We start from the raw sequence: 18,137 nt of genomic DNA, 5'->3' as shown, positions 1-18,137 counted from the left end.
CACATGACAGAGACCCGCGCATGACAGAGACCCGCATCACCCACATAGGCGGTCCGACCACCCTGATCGAGGCAGGCGGCTGGCGCCTGCTCACCGACCCCACCTTCGACCCGCCGGGCAACCGCTACGCGTTCGGCTGGGGAACCTCCTCGCGCAAGACCGCAGGACCGGCACTCAGCACCGCCGAACTCCCCCCGATCGACGCCGTTCTGCTCAGCCACGACCACCACGGCGACAACCTGGACACCGCCGGACGTGCCCTGCTGCCGTCCGCCGGCATCGTGCTGACGACCCGGGCCGGCGCCCGCCGCCTCGGCGGCAACGCACGGGCCCTGGCCCCGTGGACCACGTACCGCCTGGAATCCCCCTCCCGCCCGACGATCGAGATCACGGCCACGCCCGCCCGCCACGGCCCGCCCCTGTCCCGCCCGGTCACGGGCGAGGTGACGGGCTTCGCCCTGCGCTGGGAGGGCCAGCGCCACGGGGTGCTGTGGATCTCGGGCGACACGGTCCTCCACGACGGCGTACGACAGGTCGCGCGCCGCTTCGACGTGGGCACGGCCCTGCTGCACCTGGGTGGCGTGCGCTTCCGGCTGACGGGCCCGGTCCGCTACTCGATGACAGCCGCCAAGGCCATCGAGCTGTGCCGCCTGCTCGACCCGCACACCGCCCTCCCCGTCCACTACGAGGGCTGGCTCCACTTCAAGGAGAACCGCGCGGCCGTGGAACGCCGACTGGCCGCGGCCCCCGCCGACATCAGGGACCGCTTCCGGTGGCTGCCGGCCGGGACGGGGGTCGACATCGGCGTGTGACGGCGCTTCAGGGTGGTGCCGTTGACGTCGTCCTCGACGAGTTCCATCTCGGGTTCCCTGCGCATGAGGCCGAGGACGAAGCGGGCCACCGGCGACGAGGGCGTCGAGGTCGGCGGGCGGAGGATGCGAGCTGGCGGCCGGGGGTCCGGCCCACCGTCTCCGCGATCTCGGTGAACGGCATGCCGAAGATGTCGTGGAGGACGAAGGCGACGCGTTCGGCGGGAGTTGTCGAGCATCCGGTACCCGAGGTCGAGCAGTCTGCGCCGCTCGGCCCTCAGGGCGCCGGGGGTCCCAGGGGTCCCGGGGGCGGGGTCCTGGCCGGTCCGGACGGCGTGGTCACGGCGTCGTCGTACTCCCCACATGCTCGGCGAGCCATTCGTCGAAGGTCTGGCTGCCCCGGGGCCCCGGTCCGAGCGGCAGCTGACCGTCGCCCGCCATGGCCGCACCCGCGGGGCCGGGCAACCTCACCGGCAGCACCAGTCGGCGCTGCTGCCGGGCCCGCAGCAGCCGGCGCACCATGTCGACGAGCTGCTCGACGCGCGGTCCGGCGAGCTCGGGGGCCATGCCCTGCGCCGGGGCCAGAGCGAGTTTCACGAGGTGCTGGGCCACTTCGCGGGCCGCGACGGGCTGGGTCCGCATCCGGGGCACCACCGCGAGGGGTTTGGGCATCCGGTCGAGGATCTGCTCCACGAACTCGTGGAACTGCGTGGCACGCAGCACGGTCCACGGCGTCGGACCTTCCTTCACCACGTCCTCCTGGCGCACTTTCCCCTGGTAGTAGCCGTGGCCGACCCGCTCGATGCCAACGATCGACAGCACCACGTGGTGCCGTACGCCCGCCCGTGAACCCGCGTCCAGGAGGTTGCGGCCGACGGTGTCGAAGAACGGGACCGCCTTCTTGGCGCTCATGGTCTCCACGTTGCTCACGTCGACGACCGCCTCCGCACCCTCCATCGCCTCGTCGAGCCCCGCGCCGCCCGAGAGGAGGTCCACTCCCCGCGACCGGGCGAGGACCACGGGCTCCTGCCCCGCCGCGGCCAGCTCCTCGACCACATACCGGCCGACCATCCCGGTCCCGCCTGCCACCGCTACTCGCATGACGTACCTCCTTCTGTCCTGATCGTCCCGTACGTCATCGTGTTCCGCGCGGAGCGCAGGGCGATGAGCGTCAGGACGGCCGGCGCCGGCTGCCCGGAGGGCGGCCCGACCCCCAGCCTCCCCACACCCCTCTCCAAGCTCTCCCACAGCCCCCCGTTACACGTTTGACGGATGGCGCGGAAGATCCTGCTGGCCGATGACGACGAGGCCGTACGAGAGGGGCTCGACAGACTGCTCAGGTTCGAGGGGTACGAGACCGTTCTCGCCGGGGACGGCCGGGAGGCCCTCGATCTGGTCGCCGGGGTGGACGGGCTGCCCGACCTGGTGCTGATGGACGTCACCATGCCGGGCCTCGACGGACTGGCCGCCACGCGGCGGATCAGAGCCTCCGGGTTCACCGTGCCCATCCTGATGATCACCGGCCGGGACGCCGTCGGCGACCGTATCGTCGCCCTCGACAACGGCGCCGACGACTACCTCATGAAGCCCTTCGCGACCGAGGAACTCCTCGCGCGGGTAAGGGCGTTGCTGCGCCGCAGCCCCGAGCGGAAGCCGGCCGCGCCGCGCCCCGGCGACCAGCTCGCCTTCGACGACGTCACCATGGATCTGCGCGCCCACACGGTGACCCGCGACGGCCGGCCCCTCGACCTCACCAAGACCGAGTACGGCCTGCTCGAGTACCTGCTCCGGCACCCGGCCAAGGTCCTCAGCCGCGCCCAGATCCTCAAGGCGGTGTGGGGCTTCGACTTCGAGCCGGCGTCCAACACGCTGGACGTGTACGTGATGTATCTGCGCCGGAAGATGGAGCACCGGGGCGGACCCCGGCTCATCCACACCGTGCGGGGTCTTGGCTACACGCTCCGGACGCCCGAGGCGTCCTCGGGCAGGTACGGGACGCCGGGCGCAGACGCGAGGCCCGGCACACTCGGGATCAAGTAGCCGCCGAGCACCAGCGTCGAGTCGGCCGGCGTCTTCACCGAAGAGCCCAGTGCCACCCCCGAGCCCCCCAGCTCCGGCGTCGCCAGTCGCGCGTACGCCCCGCGCCGCTCCATCAGCTCCTCGTGGGTGCCCTCCTCCACCAACCGTCCGCCGTCCACGACGAGGATGCGGTCGGCGTCGGGGGCCAGGCTCAGATCGTGCGTGATCATGATGGTCGTACGGCCCGCCATCAGGCGTCGCAGCGGCTGCACCACCCGGCGTGCGGCGACCGAGTCGAGGCCAGTGGTGGGTTCGTCGAGGACGAGGACGGGGGCGCCGCGCAGCATGGCGCGGGCGATGGCGATGCGCTGGAGCTGGCCGCCGGAGAGGGTGGCCGTGCCGGGTGCGATCTCCGTGTCGTAGCCGTCGGGGAGCGCGCTGATGAAGTCGTGCGCGAAGGCGTCGGCCGCGGCCCGCTCGATGTCGGCCGCGGAGGCTCCCGGCCGTCCGCACCCGATGTTCTCGCGGATCGTGCCGTTCAGGATGAGGGTCTCCTGCGGCAGCAGCGCGACGTTCTCGCGCAGGAACTCCAGGGGTACGTCGGCCAGCGGGACTCCGTCCAGGCAGATCACGCCCGAGGTGGGGTCGTAGAAGCGGGTGAGGAGTTTGGAGAGCGTCGATTTTCCGGCGCCGCTCGGGCCGGTGACGATGACGAGTTCGCCGGGTGCGGCGGTGAAGGTCACGTCGTCGAGGGAGTCGCGTTCGGCGCCGGGGTAGCGGAACGAGGTGTTGTGGAGGCTGACCCAGCCGCGTACGGGCCAGGCCCGGACGGGGTCGGCGGGGTCGGTGACGGCGGGCTCGGTGTCCAGGATCTCGGCCAGGCGCTCGGCGCCCGCCGTCGCGGCGGTGAGCGTCAGTCCGAGCTGGCCGAGGCTGCGGATCGGCGGATACAGGTACCCGAGGAAGGCGGCGAAGGCGAGCAACTGGCCCAGCGACATGCGCCCCTGGGCGATCTCCCAGACGCCCAGGCCGATCACCGCGAGCACGCACAGCGTCTCGACGACCTCGACGAACTGCTCGTACATCTCGCTCGCCCGCGCCCCGCGCACGCTGGCCCGCATCCAGGCCCGGGCTTCCGTGTCGAGCCGCTTCTCCTCGGCGCCGCGGCGGTTGTACGCCTGGGTCAGCACGATGTTGCCGAGGGACTCCTCGACCACGGAGGTGATCGCGCCGTCGGCGGCACGCTCCTCCTGGGACGACTTCTTGATGCGGCCGGCGAAGCGGCGGGCGGCGACGAGGAAGAGGGGGGCGAGGAGGAAGGTGACGAGGGCGAGGTCCCAGCGGAGCCAGAGGGCGGCGGCGGCGTAGAAGACGGCCGAGAAGGCGGCGGAGACGGTTCCGACGACGCCGGACACGACCATCTGCTCGATGGCTTCGACGTCTCCGGTGAGGCGTTCGACCAGGTCGCCCTGGCGGTGCTTCTGGAAGAAGTCGGGGGGCAGGTCCTGGACATGCCGGAAGACGCTCGCGCGCAGCCGCAGGACGAACCTCTCGGCGGTCCACACGGCGAGCGAATTGCCGAGGTAGCCGACGATCGCGCCGAGCACGGCGACCGCGAGCCAGGTGCCGGCCGGTCCCCAGAACGCACGGAGCAGACCGCGCTGCAGTGCGTGGTCGGTGAGATTCGCGAAGAGCAGGATCGAGGCCGTCTCGGCGAGTGCGGCCACGATCACGCAGGCGATGATCAGCACCAGCCATTTACGGTCGCCGCGTGTCAGCGGCCAGAAGCGTGCGAACGCCTCGCGGACTTCCCGCATGTCGGCTCAACTCCCCTTTCCGGTCCGGAACACGACCGGGGTCTTTGTCCGAACACGGCCGAGACCCTTGTCCGGAACATGGCCGAGGCGGGGTCTCCGGGAAATTCCGGAGACCCCGCCTCGTAGCGGCTGCTAGCGGCCCTGCTGGCCCACCGGGCGCTTCGGCGCGGGCTTCTTCGTGGCCTTCTTCTTCGGAGCAGGCTTGGGCGCGGCCTTGCTGCTCTTCTTGACCGGGGTGATCTTGTGGAAGCTCATGGCGTTCTCCCTTTTTCGCTGCGATGACAGTGTGTTGAATTCCTTTTGCCGTAAGCCCTGTTCGCTTTCGACATGGAAAACACTACGGGACACCGAACCCCGAAATCGCCAATTCGCCTTAGACCTCGATGAATTGCACCTGAAAACAATTTTCAGCCCGGAGCGGGAACCAACCCACCGCTCACACAGAACTTATTACGGGCCTCACTTGGAACTTACCGAGGTAATTGCCAGGATAAAACAAAGGGGCCGGTACGCATAGGCGTACCGGCCCCGCTGCTCTTCTTGCTGTTCCTACTTCACGATCGTGATCCGGTTCGCGGCCGGCACCGGGTACGGCGTCGTCGCGGACGAGTTGGCCGTCAGGTAGGACTCGAAGGCCGCGAGGTCGTCGCCGCCGACGAGGACGTTGGCGCCCTGGCCGAGTGCGGTGAAGCCGTCGCCGCCGCCCGCGAGGAAGGAGTTCATCGCGACGCGGTAGGTGGCGGCGGAGTCGATGGCCGTGCCGTTGAGCTTGACCGAGTCCGCGACCAGGCGAGCCGCGCCCGTCTTGGTCAGGTCCAGCGTGTAGGTGAGGCCCGCGGAGATCTGCAGGATCTTCGGGGAGGCCTCGTTCAGGCCGCTGACCTGCTGCTGCAGTGCGGTGATCACCTGGGCGCCGGTGAGGTCGACCAGGTTCACGGTGTTGGCGAACGGCTGGACCGTGTACGCCTCGCCGAAGGTCACCACCCCGTCGCCCTCACTGCCGCTCGCCGCGTAGGTGAGCCCGGCGCGGATGCCGCCCGGGTTCATCACCGCGAGGTCGGCCTCGGGATCGAGGGACTTGGCGTACGCGAGCTGCGCGTCGGCGATCAGGTCGCCGAGCGGGGACTCGGTGCCGGTGCTGGGGATCTCGCCCGCGATGTAGCCGATGGGGCGGGAGGCGATCGGGGCGGAGAGGGTCTTCCACCGGTCGATCAGGGCCGTCATGTCGGCGGCCTTCGCCACGGTACGGGTGACCACGTGGTTCGCGGACTTCACCGCGGTACGGGCGATGTCGCCGGTCCAGCGGTCGTACGTCAGCGTGGTGTCCGTGTAGAGACGGCCGAAGGACGCGGCCGAGGTGACCATGCGCGGATTGCCCGCCGGGTCGTTGATCGTGCAGGCGTACGCCTGGTGGGTGTGGCCGGTGACCAGCGCGTCGACGGCCGGGGTGACATTCTTGGCGATGTCGACGATCGGGCCGGAGATGCCGTCACCGGCGCCGGGGCTGTCGCAGTTGTAGTTGTACGCCGTCGAGGCGGGCGCGCCGCCCTCGTGGATGAGCGCGACGATGGACTTCACGCCCTGCTTCTGGAGCTCCTTGGCGTACTTGTTGATCGTCGCGACCTCGTCGCCGAACTTCAGGCCCTTGACGCCCTCGGCGGAGACGATGTTCGGGGTGCCTTCGAGGGTCACGCCGATGAAGCCGACCTTGACGCCGTTCTTCTTCCACACCCAGTAGGGCTTGAGGATCGGCTTGCCGGTCTTCTCGTTGGTCACGTTCGCCGCGAGGTAGGGGAAGTTGGCGCCCTCGAACTCCTCGCTGTCGTTGTAACAGCCGTCCGTCGGGTGGCAGCCACCGTTCTGCAGACGGGCCAGCTCCTTGGCGCCCTCGTCGAACTCGTGGTTGCCGACGGAGGTGACGTCCAGGTCGAGGCCGTTCAGCGCCTCGATGGTCGGCTCGTCGTGGAAGAGGCCGGAGATCAGCGGGGAGGCGCCGACCATGTCACCGGCGGCGGCCGTGATCGAGTACTTGTTGTCCGCGCGGGCCTCGCGCAGGTGGGTGGCGAGGTACTCGACGCCGCCCGCGTCGACGGTCTTCGTGGTGCCGTCCGCCTGCAGCTCGGTCACCCGGCCGGAAGAGCCCGACGGGGCCTCCAGGTTGCCGTGCAGGTCGTTGAACGACAGCAGCTGTACGTCCTGGTAGCGGCTGCTGCCGGGCTTGTGACCGGCGCCCTTCTCCGTGACCTGGCCGGCGCTGGCGGGCAGCGCGGCGGCGAGGGCGCCGACCGTGGCGAGGCCCGCGGCGCCCGCGAGTATGCGATAGGTACGTCTGTGCCGGGGAGTCGGCATGGGTTCCCCCCAGGGAGGTGTGAGAGCTCCGAGAGCTGAGCGGGCTCCGGGATACCTGAGAACTCCGGGAGCCGTGCGACAGCTGAGGTCTTTGCGTGCACTTTAGAATCAACGCGCGTAGCGCAACAGGGGGTTCGTGGTTACAGACAGGTTGCCGTTGCCTCTCGATCCATCCGGGCGGCTCGCCGTACCCTCATATGCATGACCAGCGACGACACCGCACAGCCCGGCCTCTCCCGCGCCATCGAGACCTACTCCGAGCTCTCCCCGGCCCAGGCCGAGGGCGTGCTCCGGCTGCTCGCGGAGGCCGCCGCGGCCGACGGGCAGCAGGCGGTGTCCGAGCAGGGGCGCCTGTATCTGAAGGGCGGCGCCCGTCCGGGAGTACGGCATCTGCTGCTGACCCTCGGCGACGAGCTGGTCGGATACGCGCAGTTGGAGGACACCGACCCGGTGGAGGCTCCGGCCGCCGAGCTGGTCGTGCACCCGGGGCACCGCGGGCACGGGCACGGGCGGGCGCTGGGCTCCGCGCTGCTCGCCGAGTCCGGGAAGCGGCTGCGGGTGTGGGCGCACGGCGGGCACTCCGCCGCGCGGCATCTCGCCCAGGTCCTCGGGCTCACCCTCTTCCGCGAACTGCGCCAGATGCGGCGCCCGTTGACCGGCCTCGACCTGCCCGAGCCGAAGCTCTCGGACGGGGTCTCCGTCCGCGCCTTCGTGCCGGGGCGGGACGACGCGGCCTGGCTCGCCGTGAACGCGGAGGCCTTCGCCCACCATCCCGAGCAGGGCTCCCTCACCCAGCGGGACCTGGACGACCGGATGGCCGAGCCGTGGTTCGACCCGTCCGGCTTCTTCCTCGCCTTCCGGGCCGGTGAACTGATCGGCTTCCACTGGACGAAGGTGCACGCGGAGGAACAGATCGGTGAGGTGTACGTCGTCGGTGTGCGCCCGGGTGCCCAGGGCGGGGGTCTCGGCAAGGCCCTCACCACGATCGGGCTCCGCCACCTCGCCGGCCAGGGCCTGCCGACGGCCATGCTCTACGTCGACGCCGACAACAAGGCCGCGGTCACGGTCTACGAACGCCTCGGCTTCCACACCCACGAGACGGACCTGATGTACCGCAGCGAGTCCTGAGCCTGGGGGTGCGGGCGGGGCTCTTCTTCGCCCCCTCCGCCCCTACCCGTCCCGTGCTTCCGGGCTACGCCCGGTTTCAGCCCCTCCGGCGTTTGAGGAGCGGGGGTTTGGGGGCGGAGCCCCCAAGGGACGGGAATGGGTAGGGGCGGAGGGGGCGAAAAACTCTCACGCCCCGCCGACGGACCGCCGCGCCGCACCGCGGACGGGCATCACCCTGCGCCTCCGCAGGGGCTCTGCCCAGGCGGCGGCCCCCACCACCACCGCCACAACCAGAACCCCCGCCCACCGCTCATGCGCACCGTCCCACCGCGGGTCGTGAACCGACACGACGAGCGCCCACCGGTCGGGAAGCAGCAGAGCCGCGCCGAGGCCACCGCCCAGCAGCCCGGCCGACACCCCGATCCCGGGCTCGGCCGACTCCGTGAACCGCACCGCGAGCCCCGCACCGGCCAGGGCGAGCGCGGCAACGGCGGCGGCCTCCAGGGTGACGGCACCGACCGGCGGCCGGACGTCCTCCGGTACGAGGAGCAGCACAACCGTCCACCAGAGCGCGGCGAACGGGACGGCGAACGCCACCCGGACACCGACCCGCACCGGCCGCCGCGTCGGCACCGCCGCGGTGGTGTGCCGGGCCGGATCGTCGAGGAGGAAGGCCAGGCCGAGCCCGAAGGCGAGCGCGGCGGCCCGCAGGATGTTGAGGCCGGGCCAGCTGTCACGGGAGACCGACAGCAGCCACGGGGCCCCGGCGATCAGCAGTCCCAGGAGGGCGCCGGACACGAGGGCCCGGCGCGGCAGGGAGCGCCACACGGGATGGAGAAGGGCGCGGACCACGGCGTACGTACGCTTCCTGGACGGGCCAGGGGGGCCGGGCAACGGGACCCGCGCACCCACGCCGGCAGCGGCTACTCGCACGACTCGTCCTCCGTCGTGTCCGCCGGTCCCTTGGACGCGGCCGGCACTCCCAGCAGCTCGGCTGCCCGGGCCAGGGACGTCTTCGGGGAGGTGAGTTCCGTCCAGTGGGACTTCACCTTGGGGATGACGCTGTAACGGGGCTTCTGGAGCAACTCCCGTACGATCCGGGTCTGTTCGGCGCTCAAGGAGATGCTGTTCGTGGGCGCGAGGACATACGCGGAACCCTCGATGCTGTCGTCGAGCCGGACGTTGCGGAACGCGGTCATCGGGTCGGACTCGGCGCCCAGCGCGAGCCACATGACGGTGACCGCGCGGACGTCCCCCTCGCACCATTCACTGGCGGCCGCCTCGTTGCCCGCGACCAGGACCGAGGCGACTCCGACGGCGAACTCGGGGACCCGGTTGCCGCCCCATCGCGTGCCGACGGTCACCGTGCCCGGTGTGCTGGACGCTTCGAGCGTGGTGTCGCTGGTCAGGTCGTAACGGGCGTCGATCCGCTGCCGTACGGTCAGCCGCTCACCCCCGGCGGCGCCTCCCGCGAGGGACTGGACGCGGTCGACGAGCGGGGCCCAGTCCAGGGCGGCGCGGGCGTCCCACTCGGGGAAGGCGCAGTACGTGGACCTGCCGTACTCGTGGCACGTCTGGAACTTCTCCGGGCTGACGGACATCTTGGTGCGGGCCGCCAGCAGGGCGGCCGAGTCACCCTGGGACTGCCCGGCGACACCCGCGACCGTGGCGGCGAGGGTGACGGCGGTGGCCGCCTGCACGATCCGGTTGCGACCGCCGCTGACCAGGACCGCGGCGCAGACCAACACCCCGATGAGCCCCGCCAGATACAGCGCGTGCCAGGCGGCCGGGCGGCCGAGCAGCTCGGACGGGAACGGGTCGGCGCCCGACTCGGTGACGACCGGCCACAGCCACTGCTGCCAGCGCGGGCCTCCGTCGGCGGAGAGCAGCAGGCCGGGCAGGATGACGGCGCCGACGACGAAGAGCGGAGCGGCGAAGGGGGACCGGACCAGCCGCGCGAGCAGTACGCCGAGTACGCCGGACAGGAGCACGGCGAGCGGCCCCACGGCCAGTTCGGCGGGCGAGGGGTGGCCGACGGCGCCCAGCTTGTGCCCGGCCCAGACGATCTGGACGGCGACGACGAGCGCGGTGAGCGCCGCGTACGGAACGACCGACAGCGCGTGCGCGACCGTACGCCGCCACGGTTCCATGACCAGGACGTCGAAGTGCCGGTCGGTGCCGCGCCGGTGGGAGCGCAGGACGGTCCGGTTGACGCAGACGAGCAGTGCGACGCCGAGGAGCTGCGGGGCGGCCTGGGTGGCCCGGTCGACGTCCTGGAGGGCCGGGAACTCGTCCATGCCCTCGCGGCCGTTGAACAGGTCCCAGCCGGTGAAGGCGAGGTAGAACCCGAGGAAGGCGAACACCGGTATGTGGAAGAGGAGTTGGCACGCCTCGAAGCGGGCGAGGGCGATGACGGCCGCCGCTCTGTGCCGCTTGGCCGCCGGAGCCGGCTCCACCCCCGCGGGCGCCGCTTCCTCGACCAGTTCCGTCGTGCTGCTCATGCGGCCCTACCTTCTTGAGTGCGTCCCGTGAGTTCGCGACTCTGGGATGGCGCGAGCGGGGCAGGGATGGTTTTCATGCTGGCTGCCGTCCATGGCTCGGGTGGCTGATCCCCCTGCTCCGCCACTTCTTCCGGACTGCTGATTAGGCTCTGCGGACCATCGCTTGGTAGGGCGAGGACGGGCGGAAGGAGTCGCGCCGCACGCCCGTCAGCGAGGGGAACACCGCCATGAGCGCAAGCGCCGGATTCGACATCGCCAAGGACTTCCACTGGCTCGCCGTCATCGACGACCGCGGCCATCTGCTGCTCAGCCACCGGGTCGGCAACGACCCCGACGCCATCGAGGAGGCCCTTGGCGAACTCAGGGCCCTCGCCGCCGAACACGACAACATCACGGTCGGGCTGGACATCATCGGCGGCATCGCCGCCCTGCTCACCGCCACGCTGCTGATCGACGGCTTCCCCTGCGTCCACGTGCCGGGCCTGGCCGTCAACCGGGCCCGCCAGGCCACCCGCGGCGGACAGAACAAGTCCGACCCCCGCGACGCCAAAGTCATCGCCGAGCAGGTCATGTTCCGCACCGACCTGCGCCGCATCGAGCTGCCCGACGACCGGGCGGCGGAACTGCGGCTGCTGGCCGGCCACCGCACCGCCCTGGTCAAGGAGGCCACCGCCCGCACCGCGCGGATGCGGGACCTCCTCACCGGCATCCACCCCGGCCTGGAACGCGTCATCGATGCCACCACCCGCAGCGGGCTGATCCTGCTCGGCCACTACGTCACTCCGGCTGAAATCCGCCGGGCCGGGCCCACCCGCATCGCCGACTACCTGCGCAAACGCGGCGTCAGGCAACCGGCTCTGACCAGCCTGGCCGACGCCGCCCATGCCGCTGCCCGCGCCCAGCACACCAGCCTGCCCGGCGAGCGTCGCACCGCGACGCTCATCCGCGAACTGGCCGCCGAACTCCTCGCCGGAAAAGACCGGCTGAAAACCCTGGACGCCGAGATCGCGCGCCTGGTGGCCGGCCACCCTGACGGAGCCCTCATCCAGAGCCTGCCCGGGATGGGGGCCACCCTGACCGCCGAACTGATCGCCTGCGTCGGCGACATACACCGCTTCGACAGCGGCGACGCACTCGCCGCCGCGGCCGGCGTGGCCCCGGTCCTCACCCAGTCCGGCAGAATCCGCTACTCGCGCAGCGCGACCGGCGGCGACAAGGCCCTCAAACGGGTCTTCTACCAGGCCGCGTTCTGCTCCATCCAGCGTGACCCCGCCTCGCGGGCCTTCTACGACCGCAAACGAGCCGAGGGCAAACGGCACCACCAGGCCCTGATCGCCCTGGCCCGCCGCAAGGTCAACGTCCTCTACGCGATCCTGCGCGACCGCCACCCCTACCAGGCCCGGCCACCGCTCCGTCTCATCGCTTGACAACAGCATTAGGCAGCCACCCCCGTGGTCTCGTCGCTGTCGCCGGTCTCGCCCGGTTCGCCCGTCTCGCCGTCGAGGGTGAGCAGGTAGCCGTCCTCCAGGGTCGGTTCGAGGAGGTCGGCACCCTCGGGCGGGTCGCCGACGTTGCGGAAGGAGCCGGTTCCCGTGCGCCATCCGGCGCGGGCGGCCGGGTCGCGTTCCGTGCTGCTCCACACCCGGCCCGCCGCGCGTGCGGTCAGTTCGGCCGGGGTGCCCTCGAAGCGGACTTGCCCGAGGGCCATGACGATCACGCGGTGGCAGAGCATCGCGACGTCCTCGGTCTGGTGGGTGGACAGCAGAACCGTCCGCCCTTCTCCCGCCTGGGCGATCAACTCCCGGAAGCGCATGCGCTGTTCGGGGTCGAGTCCGACGGTCGGCTCGTCGAGGACGAGGAAACCGGGGTCGCCGACGAGCGAGGCGGCCAGCGCGACCCGCTGGCGCATGCCGCCGGACAGCTTCTTGATGCGCTTGCTCCGTACGTCGGACAGGTCGACGGCGTCGAGCACGCGGCGCACCTCCCGGTGCCGGGCGGCGCGGTCGGTCAGTTCCTTCAGGATCGCCACGTAGTCGACGAACTCGAAGGCCGAGAAGTCCTCGTGGAACCCCGGGGTCTGCGGCAGATAACCCAGCTCGCGCCGCAGGTCCAGGCGCCCGGCGGCGGTAGCCGGGTCGTGCCCGAGCACCGTGAAGGCACCCCGGTCGGCGGGCACGGCGGTGGCGAGCACCCTCAACAGGGTGGTCTTTCCCGCCCCGTTGGGACCGAGCAGCCCGGTGACGCCCTCGCCGAGGCGCAGCGAGACGTCGTCGAGGGCGAAGGTTCCGCCGTAGCGGAGGGTCAGGCCGGAGGCGGAGACGGTGGGCGTCATACGTACGGCGCTCCTGTCGGAGAAATTGGTGAAGTCCGTGGCGTTCATGGGGTTCGCGAAGGGGACGGTCACACGACGCCCCCGCCGGAGAAGGGAACGTGCGCGGGCGCCGAGTCGAACCGGTCCCGTACGAGATAGAGCAGCCCGGCGGCGACCGCGGCGACCGCCCCGGCGACCCCCTGCCCCGCGGCCGTGAACGGCGCGAGCGTGGCGTGGTCGGCGGCCGTCGCCTGCGCCGCGAGGAGCAGTGCGACCCAGGCCCCGCCGACCAGTGAGGGCGCGAGGACAGGACCGAGGCGGGGCGTCAGCGCGAGCCCGGTGCCGGTGAGGGCGAGCGCGGGCAGCAGCCAGGCGAGCGCGCGCAGCCCGTAGGTGGGCAGTGCGAGGGTGGCGAGCCCGTTCAGGCCGAGGCCGACGGTGAGGACGGCGACCGTACGGATCAGCAGCAGCCGGAAGCCGTGCGTCGGCGTGACGACGGCCATCTCGTACGTCGGGTCGAGCGTGGGCCCGTAGGCCAGGGCGACCCCGGCGAGCGGGAGCAGCGGGGCGAGGGCGAGGAACAGCTTGGGCGTGGCCCCGGCGCCCACCGAGTAGGTGGCCGCCACGGTCATCAGGAGGACCACGGCGACCGCGCACAGCCAGGAGCGGCGCAGTACAGGCGTGGCCGCGAGCAGTCGCGCCGTGTGATCGGCGACGCCGACCCGCACGAGCAGCGACTCCGCAAGCCTCGGTCGCGGCGCGTCCAGCTCGGCGTCGAGCCGTTCCCAGCCCGCGTCCAGCGCGACCGGATCGCTCACGTCAGCCAGCGCCTGACGGCACCGCGCGCAGGCGGCGAGGTGAGTGTCGGCGGACCAGAGCCGGGGAGGGGTCAACTCGCCCTGTGTGTAAGCCCGGAGATCGGCATCGTCCACGTGCCACTGGCCGTCGGCCTCGGGCGCAGCAGCGGTTTTCGCCCCCTCCGCCCCTTCCCGTCCCGTCCTTGGGGGCGCCGCCCCCAAACCCCCGCTCCTCAAACGCCGGAGGGGCTGAAATTTGCCGCTCATGCCAGTGCCTCCCGCAACTGCTTGCGCGCACGCAGTGCCCGCGTCTTGACCGTGCCCGGCGGGATGCCGAGCAGGACGGCCGCTTCCCGGGTGGTGAGCCCGTCGATCACCGTGGCCTGGAGGACCGCGCGCAGTTCGGGCGAGAGCCGGGTCAGGGCGCCCGCGAGGTCGCCGTGCTCGACGCCGGCCAGGACGCGTTCCTCGGCGGAGACCTCGTCGCGGTGGCGCAGGCGGGTCAGTGCCTGCCGCAGCCGCCCGCGCGCCCCGTCGCCGCGCAGGGTGTCGATGAGCCGCCGGGAGCCGATGCGCCACAGCCAGCCGGCCACGTCACCTTCCTCCCGGTAGCGGGCGGTGCCGCGCCACACGGCGAGGAACGTCTCCTGTACGACGTCGTCGACGACCCCGGCGTCGGCGCACCGGCCGCGCAGTCGCGCGGTCAGCCATGGCGCGTACCGCCGGTACAGCTCCTCGAAGGCGCGCCGGTCCCCGTCCGCCGCGATGGCCCGCAGCAGCTCCCCGTCGCTTCTCGTTTCCCTCACGCCCCCTCATCGGACGAGCCCTGCCGTTCGGTTCACGCCCGCCGGAAAAATCTCGTGCTTGACAGTCATGACCATTCTGCATCACCCTTTCACTACTCAATTAGTGAAAGGGTGGTTGCCGTAGTGGTGGAGTACCGCATCGACCGGCGCAGCGGTGTTGCCACGTACGTCCAGATCGTCCAGCAGACCAAGCAGGCCCTGCGCCTGGGCCTCCTTGAGCAGGGCGACAAACTCCCCACGGCCCGCGAGGTCGTGGAGGCCACCGCGATCAATCCGAACACCGTCCTGAAGGCCTATCGCGAGCTGGAGCGCGAGGGCCTGGTCGAGGCCAGACGCGGCCTCGGCACCTTCGTACGCAAGTCACTGAGCAGCACCCCCGCCGACTCGCCCCTGCGCGCCGAGCTGGACGCCTGGGCGTCCCGGGCCCGCAAGGCCGGGCTCCAGCGCGAGGACGTGGCAGCGCTCTTCACCGCCGTACTCGATGAACAGTTCACCAAGGGAGACCAGGAATGACGGACACCGCCTTGGAGGCGGCCGGACTCGGCAAGCGGTTCGGGCGGCGAGGGAACTGGGCGCTGCGCGAGTGCACCTTCCGGCTCCCCGCGGGACGCGTCTGCGCCGTCGTCGGACCGAACGGCGCGGGCAAGTCGACCCTGCTGGCCCACGCGGCCGGGCTGCTCGCCCCCACCGAGGGCTCCCTGACCGTGCTCGGCACGCACCCGGCCGCCGCCCGCGAACGCATCGCGTACGTCGCGCAGAGCAAGCCGCTGTACCCGCAGCTCACCGTCGCCGACACGCTCCGCCTGGGCCAGGAGCTCAACCCGGCCCGCTGGGACGCCTCGGTCGCCGCGCGGATCGTGGCGAAGGGCGACCTCGACCCGAAGAGCAGGGTCCGCTCACTCTCCGGCGGCCAGCGCACCCGCGTCGCGCTCGCCCTCGCGCTCGGCAAGCGGCCCGAACTCCTGCTCCTGGACGAGCCGATGGCCGACCTCGACCCGCTCGCCCGCCACGAGCTGATGGGCGTCCTGATGGCCGAGGCCGCCGAACACGGCACCACGGTCGTGATGTCCTCGCACGTGGTCGCCGACCTTGAGGGCTCCTGCGACCACCTGCTCCTGATAGGCGGCGGCCGGGTACGCCTGGCGGGCGACCTGGACGACCTGCTGGCCGCGCACACCCTGATCACCGGCCCCGCGCACTCCCCCGGCACCGACACCGTCCGCGGCCTCGCCCCGCACACCGTCGTCGAGTCCCGCACCACCGGACGCCAGCTCACCGCGCTGGTACGCCCGAACGGCCCGCTCGGGGACGAATGGCAGACCGCGGAGCCCTCCCTCGAGGAGCTGGTCCTCGCGCATCTGCGCAGCCCCGATGCGCCCACGCTGACCTTCGACGCCACCCGCACCCCCGCTCAGGAGCACGCCGCATGACCGCCGTCCTGCCCTTCACCACGACACGGGTGATGCTGCGGCTGCACCGCCCCGCCCTGTACGTCTGGGCCGGAGTGTTCCTCGTCGCCGGAGCCCTGCTGCTGTGGCTGTACGGCCCGCTCACGGACGCGGCGGCCTCGGGGTGGCGGCAGTGGAACGCCTGCTCCAAGCCCGTCTGCGCCTACGACCAGGACGCGATCCTCACCTACAAGTCGCTCTCGCAGTACATGAGCATCGCGGTGAACGTCGTACCGCTCCTCGTCGCCGCCTGGGCGGGCGCCTCGCTGACCGGCCGGGAGATGGAGACCGGCACCGCGCAGCTCGCCTGGACCCAGTCGCTCTCCCCGGCCCGCTGGCTGGCGGTCAAACTGGCCGTCCCCGCCGCGCTCGTCACCGCAGGAACGAGTGTGCTGGTCCTGCTGCACAACCTGGTGTGGTCCAAGGGCCGCGGAAAGATCGACAACGCCAAGTCCTGGACCGACCTCCTCACCTTCCACGCCAACGGCACGACGACCGTCGCCTTCGCCCTGTTCGGCCTGGCCGCCGGCGCCCTGGCAGGCCTCGTGCTGCGCCGCTCGCTGGCCTCGCTCGCCGTCACGGTGGCGGCGACGGGAGCCGTCTGGGGCGCGGTCAGCGCGGCGCGCCCCTACTTCTGGCCCCCGGTGACCACCGTCACCGGCCTCACCGGCAACGGCCCCAACCCCGGCCTCACTCTCGAAACAGGGCTCCTCACCGCCTCCGGCGCACGCATCCCCAACCCGAACTGCGGCAGCAGCGAGTTCGCCGAGTGCCGCGACCTGTACGACCGGCTCGGCGCCGTCAACTACTACGCCGACGGCCACCCCTTCTCCCACTACTGGCCCCTCCAGCTCACGGCGACCGCCCTGGTACTGGCCCTCGCCGCAGTCGCAGTCCTGGCCGCCTTCCGTCTGCTGAAGCGGCAAACGGGCGGCGCCCCCGTCGTCACCGCCAAGGAGCCCGCATGACCGCAGTCACCACCGCGCGGCCACTCGCCGAGCGTCGCTCCCCACTCACCCCGCGCGGCGCCGTCTGGGCGGCACTGAGGCTGCACCGCACCCCACTGCGGATCTGGTGCGCCCTGGTCGCGCTGACCGCGGCGGGCATGGTGTGGGCGTACGTCCTCGGCGCGGACGCCGTACGGGAGTGGAGCCACTCGGTGGCCTCGTGCGCCATGGCCACCGGCTGCGTGGACACCCTCGACGGGACGTACGAGTTCTACGACCTGGTCACCGGGCTCGCCACCTCCGCCATCGCCTACCTCCCCTACCTGGTCGCCGCCTGGGCGGGCGCCACCCTGGTCGCCCGCGACCTGGAGAGCGGCACGTCCGCCCTCGCCTGGACGCAGTCCGTCACGCCCGCGCGCTGGCTGGCGGCGCAGCTCGCGGTCCCGGCCGCTCTGATCACCGCCGGCACGACCGTGCTGGTGCTCCTGCACCGCCTGGTGTGGGCCGACGGCCGCGACCTCCTCGGCGTGGACTGGTACAACTCGGACGTCTTCCGCGCCAACGGCCCGGTCGCCGTCGGCTCCGCCCTGTGCGCCCTCGCCGTGGGCGCCCTGGCAGGCCTACTGGTGCGCCGTACGCTGCCCGCGCTGGGCCTGGCCCTCGCCGTCACCGTGGCCGTGCACACCCTCGGGGACCTGTACCGGGTGAGCCTGTGGCCGTCGGTGACCGTCACCGGAGCGGCCGCCTCCAACCTCCCGGCCGACGCGGCGCCGCTCGAGCACGGCGTGATCCTCACCTCCGGCGAGCGGATCGGCAACAACCTGGCCTGCGTCGACAACGACACGGCCGTCGACCTCAACAGGTGCATGAGCAAGAACGGCATCTCCGACCTGTGGGCCACCTACCACCCGCCGTCCCACTTCTGGCCCCTCCAGCTCATGGAATCCGCCATCCTCCTCACCCTCACCGCCCTCGTCGTCTTCCTGACCTTCCGGGTCCTGAAGCGGCGTACCGCCTGACAAGCGGCCTACCGCCTGAATGCGGGGTATGGACGTGTCTCCCGGCTCCACGGACGTCCGGGAGACGCCCCTCCATATCCCGCACGTCATGTCCCCGTAACCATCGATTCAGACGACCTTGCAACGCTCGACCAATGAACCCCCCCGCCGCGCCAGAGCCTCCGCCCTCCGAGGAGAGCGAGCCCCTGCCGTCGACGGTGGACGAGC

Annotated in this window: 17 protein-coding genes and 1 pseudogene; 8 read left to right on the top strand and 10 right to left on the bottom strand. The window is 71.6% G+C overall.

What is annotated here, in order from left to right:
- The first annotated feature begins 20 nt into the window (after positions 1-20).
- Positions 21-812, top strand: a complete 792-nt coding sequence (locus OG266_RS23730) for an MBL fold metallo-hydrolase (protein ID WP_371548274.1) — start codon at positions 21-23, stop codon at positions 810-812.
- Positions 813-900: 88 nt separating this feature from the next.
- On the opposite strand, the pseudogene OG266_RS23725 reads toward OG266_RS23730, so the two are convergent.
- Both OG266_RS23725 and OG266_RS23720 read right to left on the bottom strand, forming a co-directional pair.
- Positions 901-1,044 (bottom strand): annotated as a pseudogene (locus tag OG266_RS23725) (sigma factor-like helix-turn-helix DNA-binding protein); the annotation flags it as partial.
- A gap of 104 nt (positions 1,045-1,148) precedes the next feature.
- Positions 1,149-1,910 (bottom strand): SDR family oxidoreductase, encoded by a 762-nt coding sequence (locus tag OG266_RS23720; RefSeq protein WP_371548273.1) that lies wholly within the window; start codon positions 1,908-1,910, stop codon positions 1,149-1,151.
- A 171-nt stretch (positions 1,911-2,081) separates the two neighbouring features.
- Here OG266_RS23720 and OG266_RS23715 point away from each other — a divergent pair, with 171 nt between their 5' ends.
- On the top strand, positions 2,082-2,849 hold the full coding sequence (locus OG266_RS23715) for a response regulator transcription factor (protein WP_371548272.1): 768 nt from the start codon (positions 2,082-2,084) through the stop codon (positions 2,847-2,849).
- Here the strand turns inward: OG266_RS23715 and OG266_RS23710 are convergent.
- The 3 genes from OG266_RS23710 to OG266_RS23700 all read right to left on the bottom strand — a co-directional run bounded on the left by OG266_RS23710 (position 2,762) and on the right by OG266_RS23700 (position 6,994).
- The gene (locus OG266_RS23710; RefSeq protein WP_371548270.1) at positions 2,762-4,645 is read right to left on the bottom strand and encodes an ABC transporter ATP-binding protein; all 1,884 of its coding nucleotides are present in this window, start codon (positions 4,643-4,645) and stop codon (positions 2,762-2,764) included. The two genes, OG266_RS23715 and OG266_RS23710, sit on opposite strands and share 88 nt — an antisense overlap.
- A 132-nt stretch (positions 4,646-4,777) precedes the next feature.
- Complete coding sequence (locus OG266_RS23705; RefSeq protein ID WP_266459256.1) at positions 4,778-4,900, bottom strand: hypothetical protein; 123 nt, start codon at positions 4,898-4,900, stop codon at positions 4,778-4,780.
- A gap of 294 nt (positions 4,901-5,194) precedes the next feature.
- The gene (locus OG266_RS23700) at positions 5,195-6,994 is read right to left on the bottom strand and encodes a bifunctional UDP-sugar hydrolase/5'-nucleotidase (RefSeq protein WP_266459246.1); all 1,800 of its coding nucleotides are present in this window, start codon (positions 6,992-6,994) and stop codon (positions 5,195-5,197) included.
- 201 nt (positions 6,995-7,195) lie between these two features.
- Between OG266_RS23700 and mshD the strand changes: the two genes are divergently transcribed.
- Positions 7,196-8,122 (top strand): mycothiol synthase, encoded by a 927-nt coding sequence (gene mshD, locus OG266_RS23695; protein ID WP_371548268.1) that lies wholly within the window; start codon positions 7,196-7,198, stop codon positions 8,120-8,122.
- A gap of 165 nt (positions 8,123-8,287) precedes the next feature.
- On the opposite strand, the gene OG266_RS23690 is transcribed toward mshD, so the two are convergent.
- Together OG266_RS23690 and OG266_RS23685 are read right to left on the bottom strand one after the other, a co-directional pair.
- Positions 8,288-8,953, bottom strand: a complete 666-nt coding sequence (locus OG266_RS23690) for an ABC transporter (RefSeq protein ID WP_371548267.1) — start codon at positions 8,951-8,953, stop codon at positions 8,288-8,290.
- A gap of 71 nt (positions 8,954-9,024) precedes the next feature.
- The gene (locus OG266_RS23685) at positions 9,025-10,602 is read right to left on the bottom strand and encodes an ABC transporter permease (protein ID WP_371548266.1); all 1,578 of its coding nucleotides are present in this window, start codon (positions 10,600-10,602) and stop codon (positions 9,025-9,027) included.
- A 227-nt stretch (positions 10,603-10,829) separates the two neighbouring features.
- Here OG266_RS23685 and OG266_RS23680 point away from each other — a divergent pair, with 227 nt between their 5' ends.
- Positions 10,830-12,029, top strand: a complete 1,200-nt coding sequence (locus tag OG266_RS23680; RefSeq protein ID WP_371548265.1) for an IS110 family transposase — start codon at positions 10,830-10,832, stop codon at positions 12,027-12,029.
- Between the two features lie 8 nt (positions 12,030-12,037).
- Here OG266_RS23680 and OG266_RS23675 read toward each other — a convergent pair whose 3' ends face one another.
- From OG266_RS23675 to OG266_RS23665, 3 genes are all read right to left on the bottom strand, one after another.
- On the bottom strand, positions 12,038-12,934 hold the full coding sequence (locus OG266_RS23675) for an ABC transporter ATP-binding protein (RefSeq protein WP_266464067.1): 897 nt from the start codon (positions 12,932-12,934) through the stop codon (positions 12,038-12,040).
- A gap of 68 nt (positions 12,935-13,002) precedes the next feature.
- Positions 13,003-13,845, bottom strand: coding sequence for a zf-HC2 domain-containing protein (locus OG266_RS23670; RefSeq protein ID WP_371548264.1), 843 nt, complete (start codon positions 13,843-13,845; stop codon positions 13,003-13,005).
- A 128-nt stretch (positions 13,846-13,973) separates the two neighbouring features.
- On the bottom strand, positions 13,974-14,516 hold the full coding sequence (locus OG266_RS23665) for an RNA polymerase sigma factor (RefSeq protein WP_329546828.1): 543 nt from the start codon (positions 14,514-14,516) through the stop codon (positions 13,974-13,976).
- A gap of 123 nt (positions 14,517-14,639) precedes the next feature.
- Here OG266_RS23665 and OG266_RS23660 point away from each other — a divergent pair, with 123 nt between their 5' ends.
- The 4 genes from OG266_RS23660 to OG266_RS23645 are packed head-to-tail and all read left to right on the top strand — an operon-like array spanning position 14,640 to position 17,930.
- A complete protein-coding gene (locus tag OG266_RS23660; RefSeq protein ID WP_266464063.1) occupies positions 14,640-15,029 on the top strand; it encodes a GntR family transcriptional regulator in 390 nt (129 codons plus the stop codon).
- The gene (locus tag OG266_RS23655; protein WP_266459229.1) at positions 15,026-15,946 is read left to right on the top strand and encodes an ABC transporter ATP-binding protein; all 921 of its coding nucleotides are present in this window, start codon (positions 15,026-15,028) and stop codon (positions 15,944-15,946) included. The genes OG266_RS23660 and OG266_RS23655 overlap by 4 nt, the downstream gene beginning before the upstream one ends.
- Positions 15,943-16,932: an ABC transporter permease gene (locus tag OG266_RS23650; protein ID WP_371548263.1), complete on the top strand. Its 990-nt coding sequence runs from the start codon at positions 15,943-15,945 to the stop codon at positions 16,930-16,932. Before OG266_RS23655 ends, OG266_RS23650 begins: the two co-directional genes overlap by 4 nt.
- Positions 16,929-17,930, top strand: coding sequence for a hypothetical protein (locus OG266_RS23645; protein ID WP_371548262.1), 1,002 nt, complete (start codon positions 16,929-16,931; stop codon positions 17,928-17,930). Before OG266_RS23650 ends, OG266_RS23645 begins: the two co-directional genes overlap by 4 nt.
- Positions 17,931-18,137 lie beyond the last annotated feature (207 nt).

Source organism: Streptomyces sp. NBC_00554 (assembly GCF_041431135.1).
GTDB lineage: Bacteria > Actinomycetota > Actinomycetes > Streptomycetales > Streptomycetaceae > Streptomyces.
This window is presented reverse-complemented; position numbering and strand designations above follow the sequence as displayed.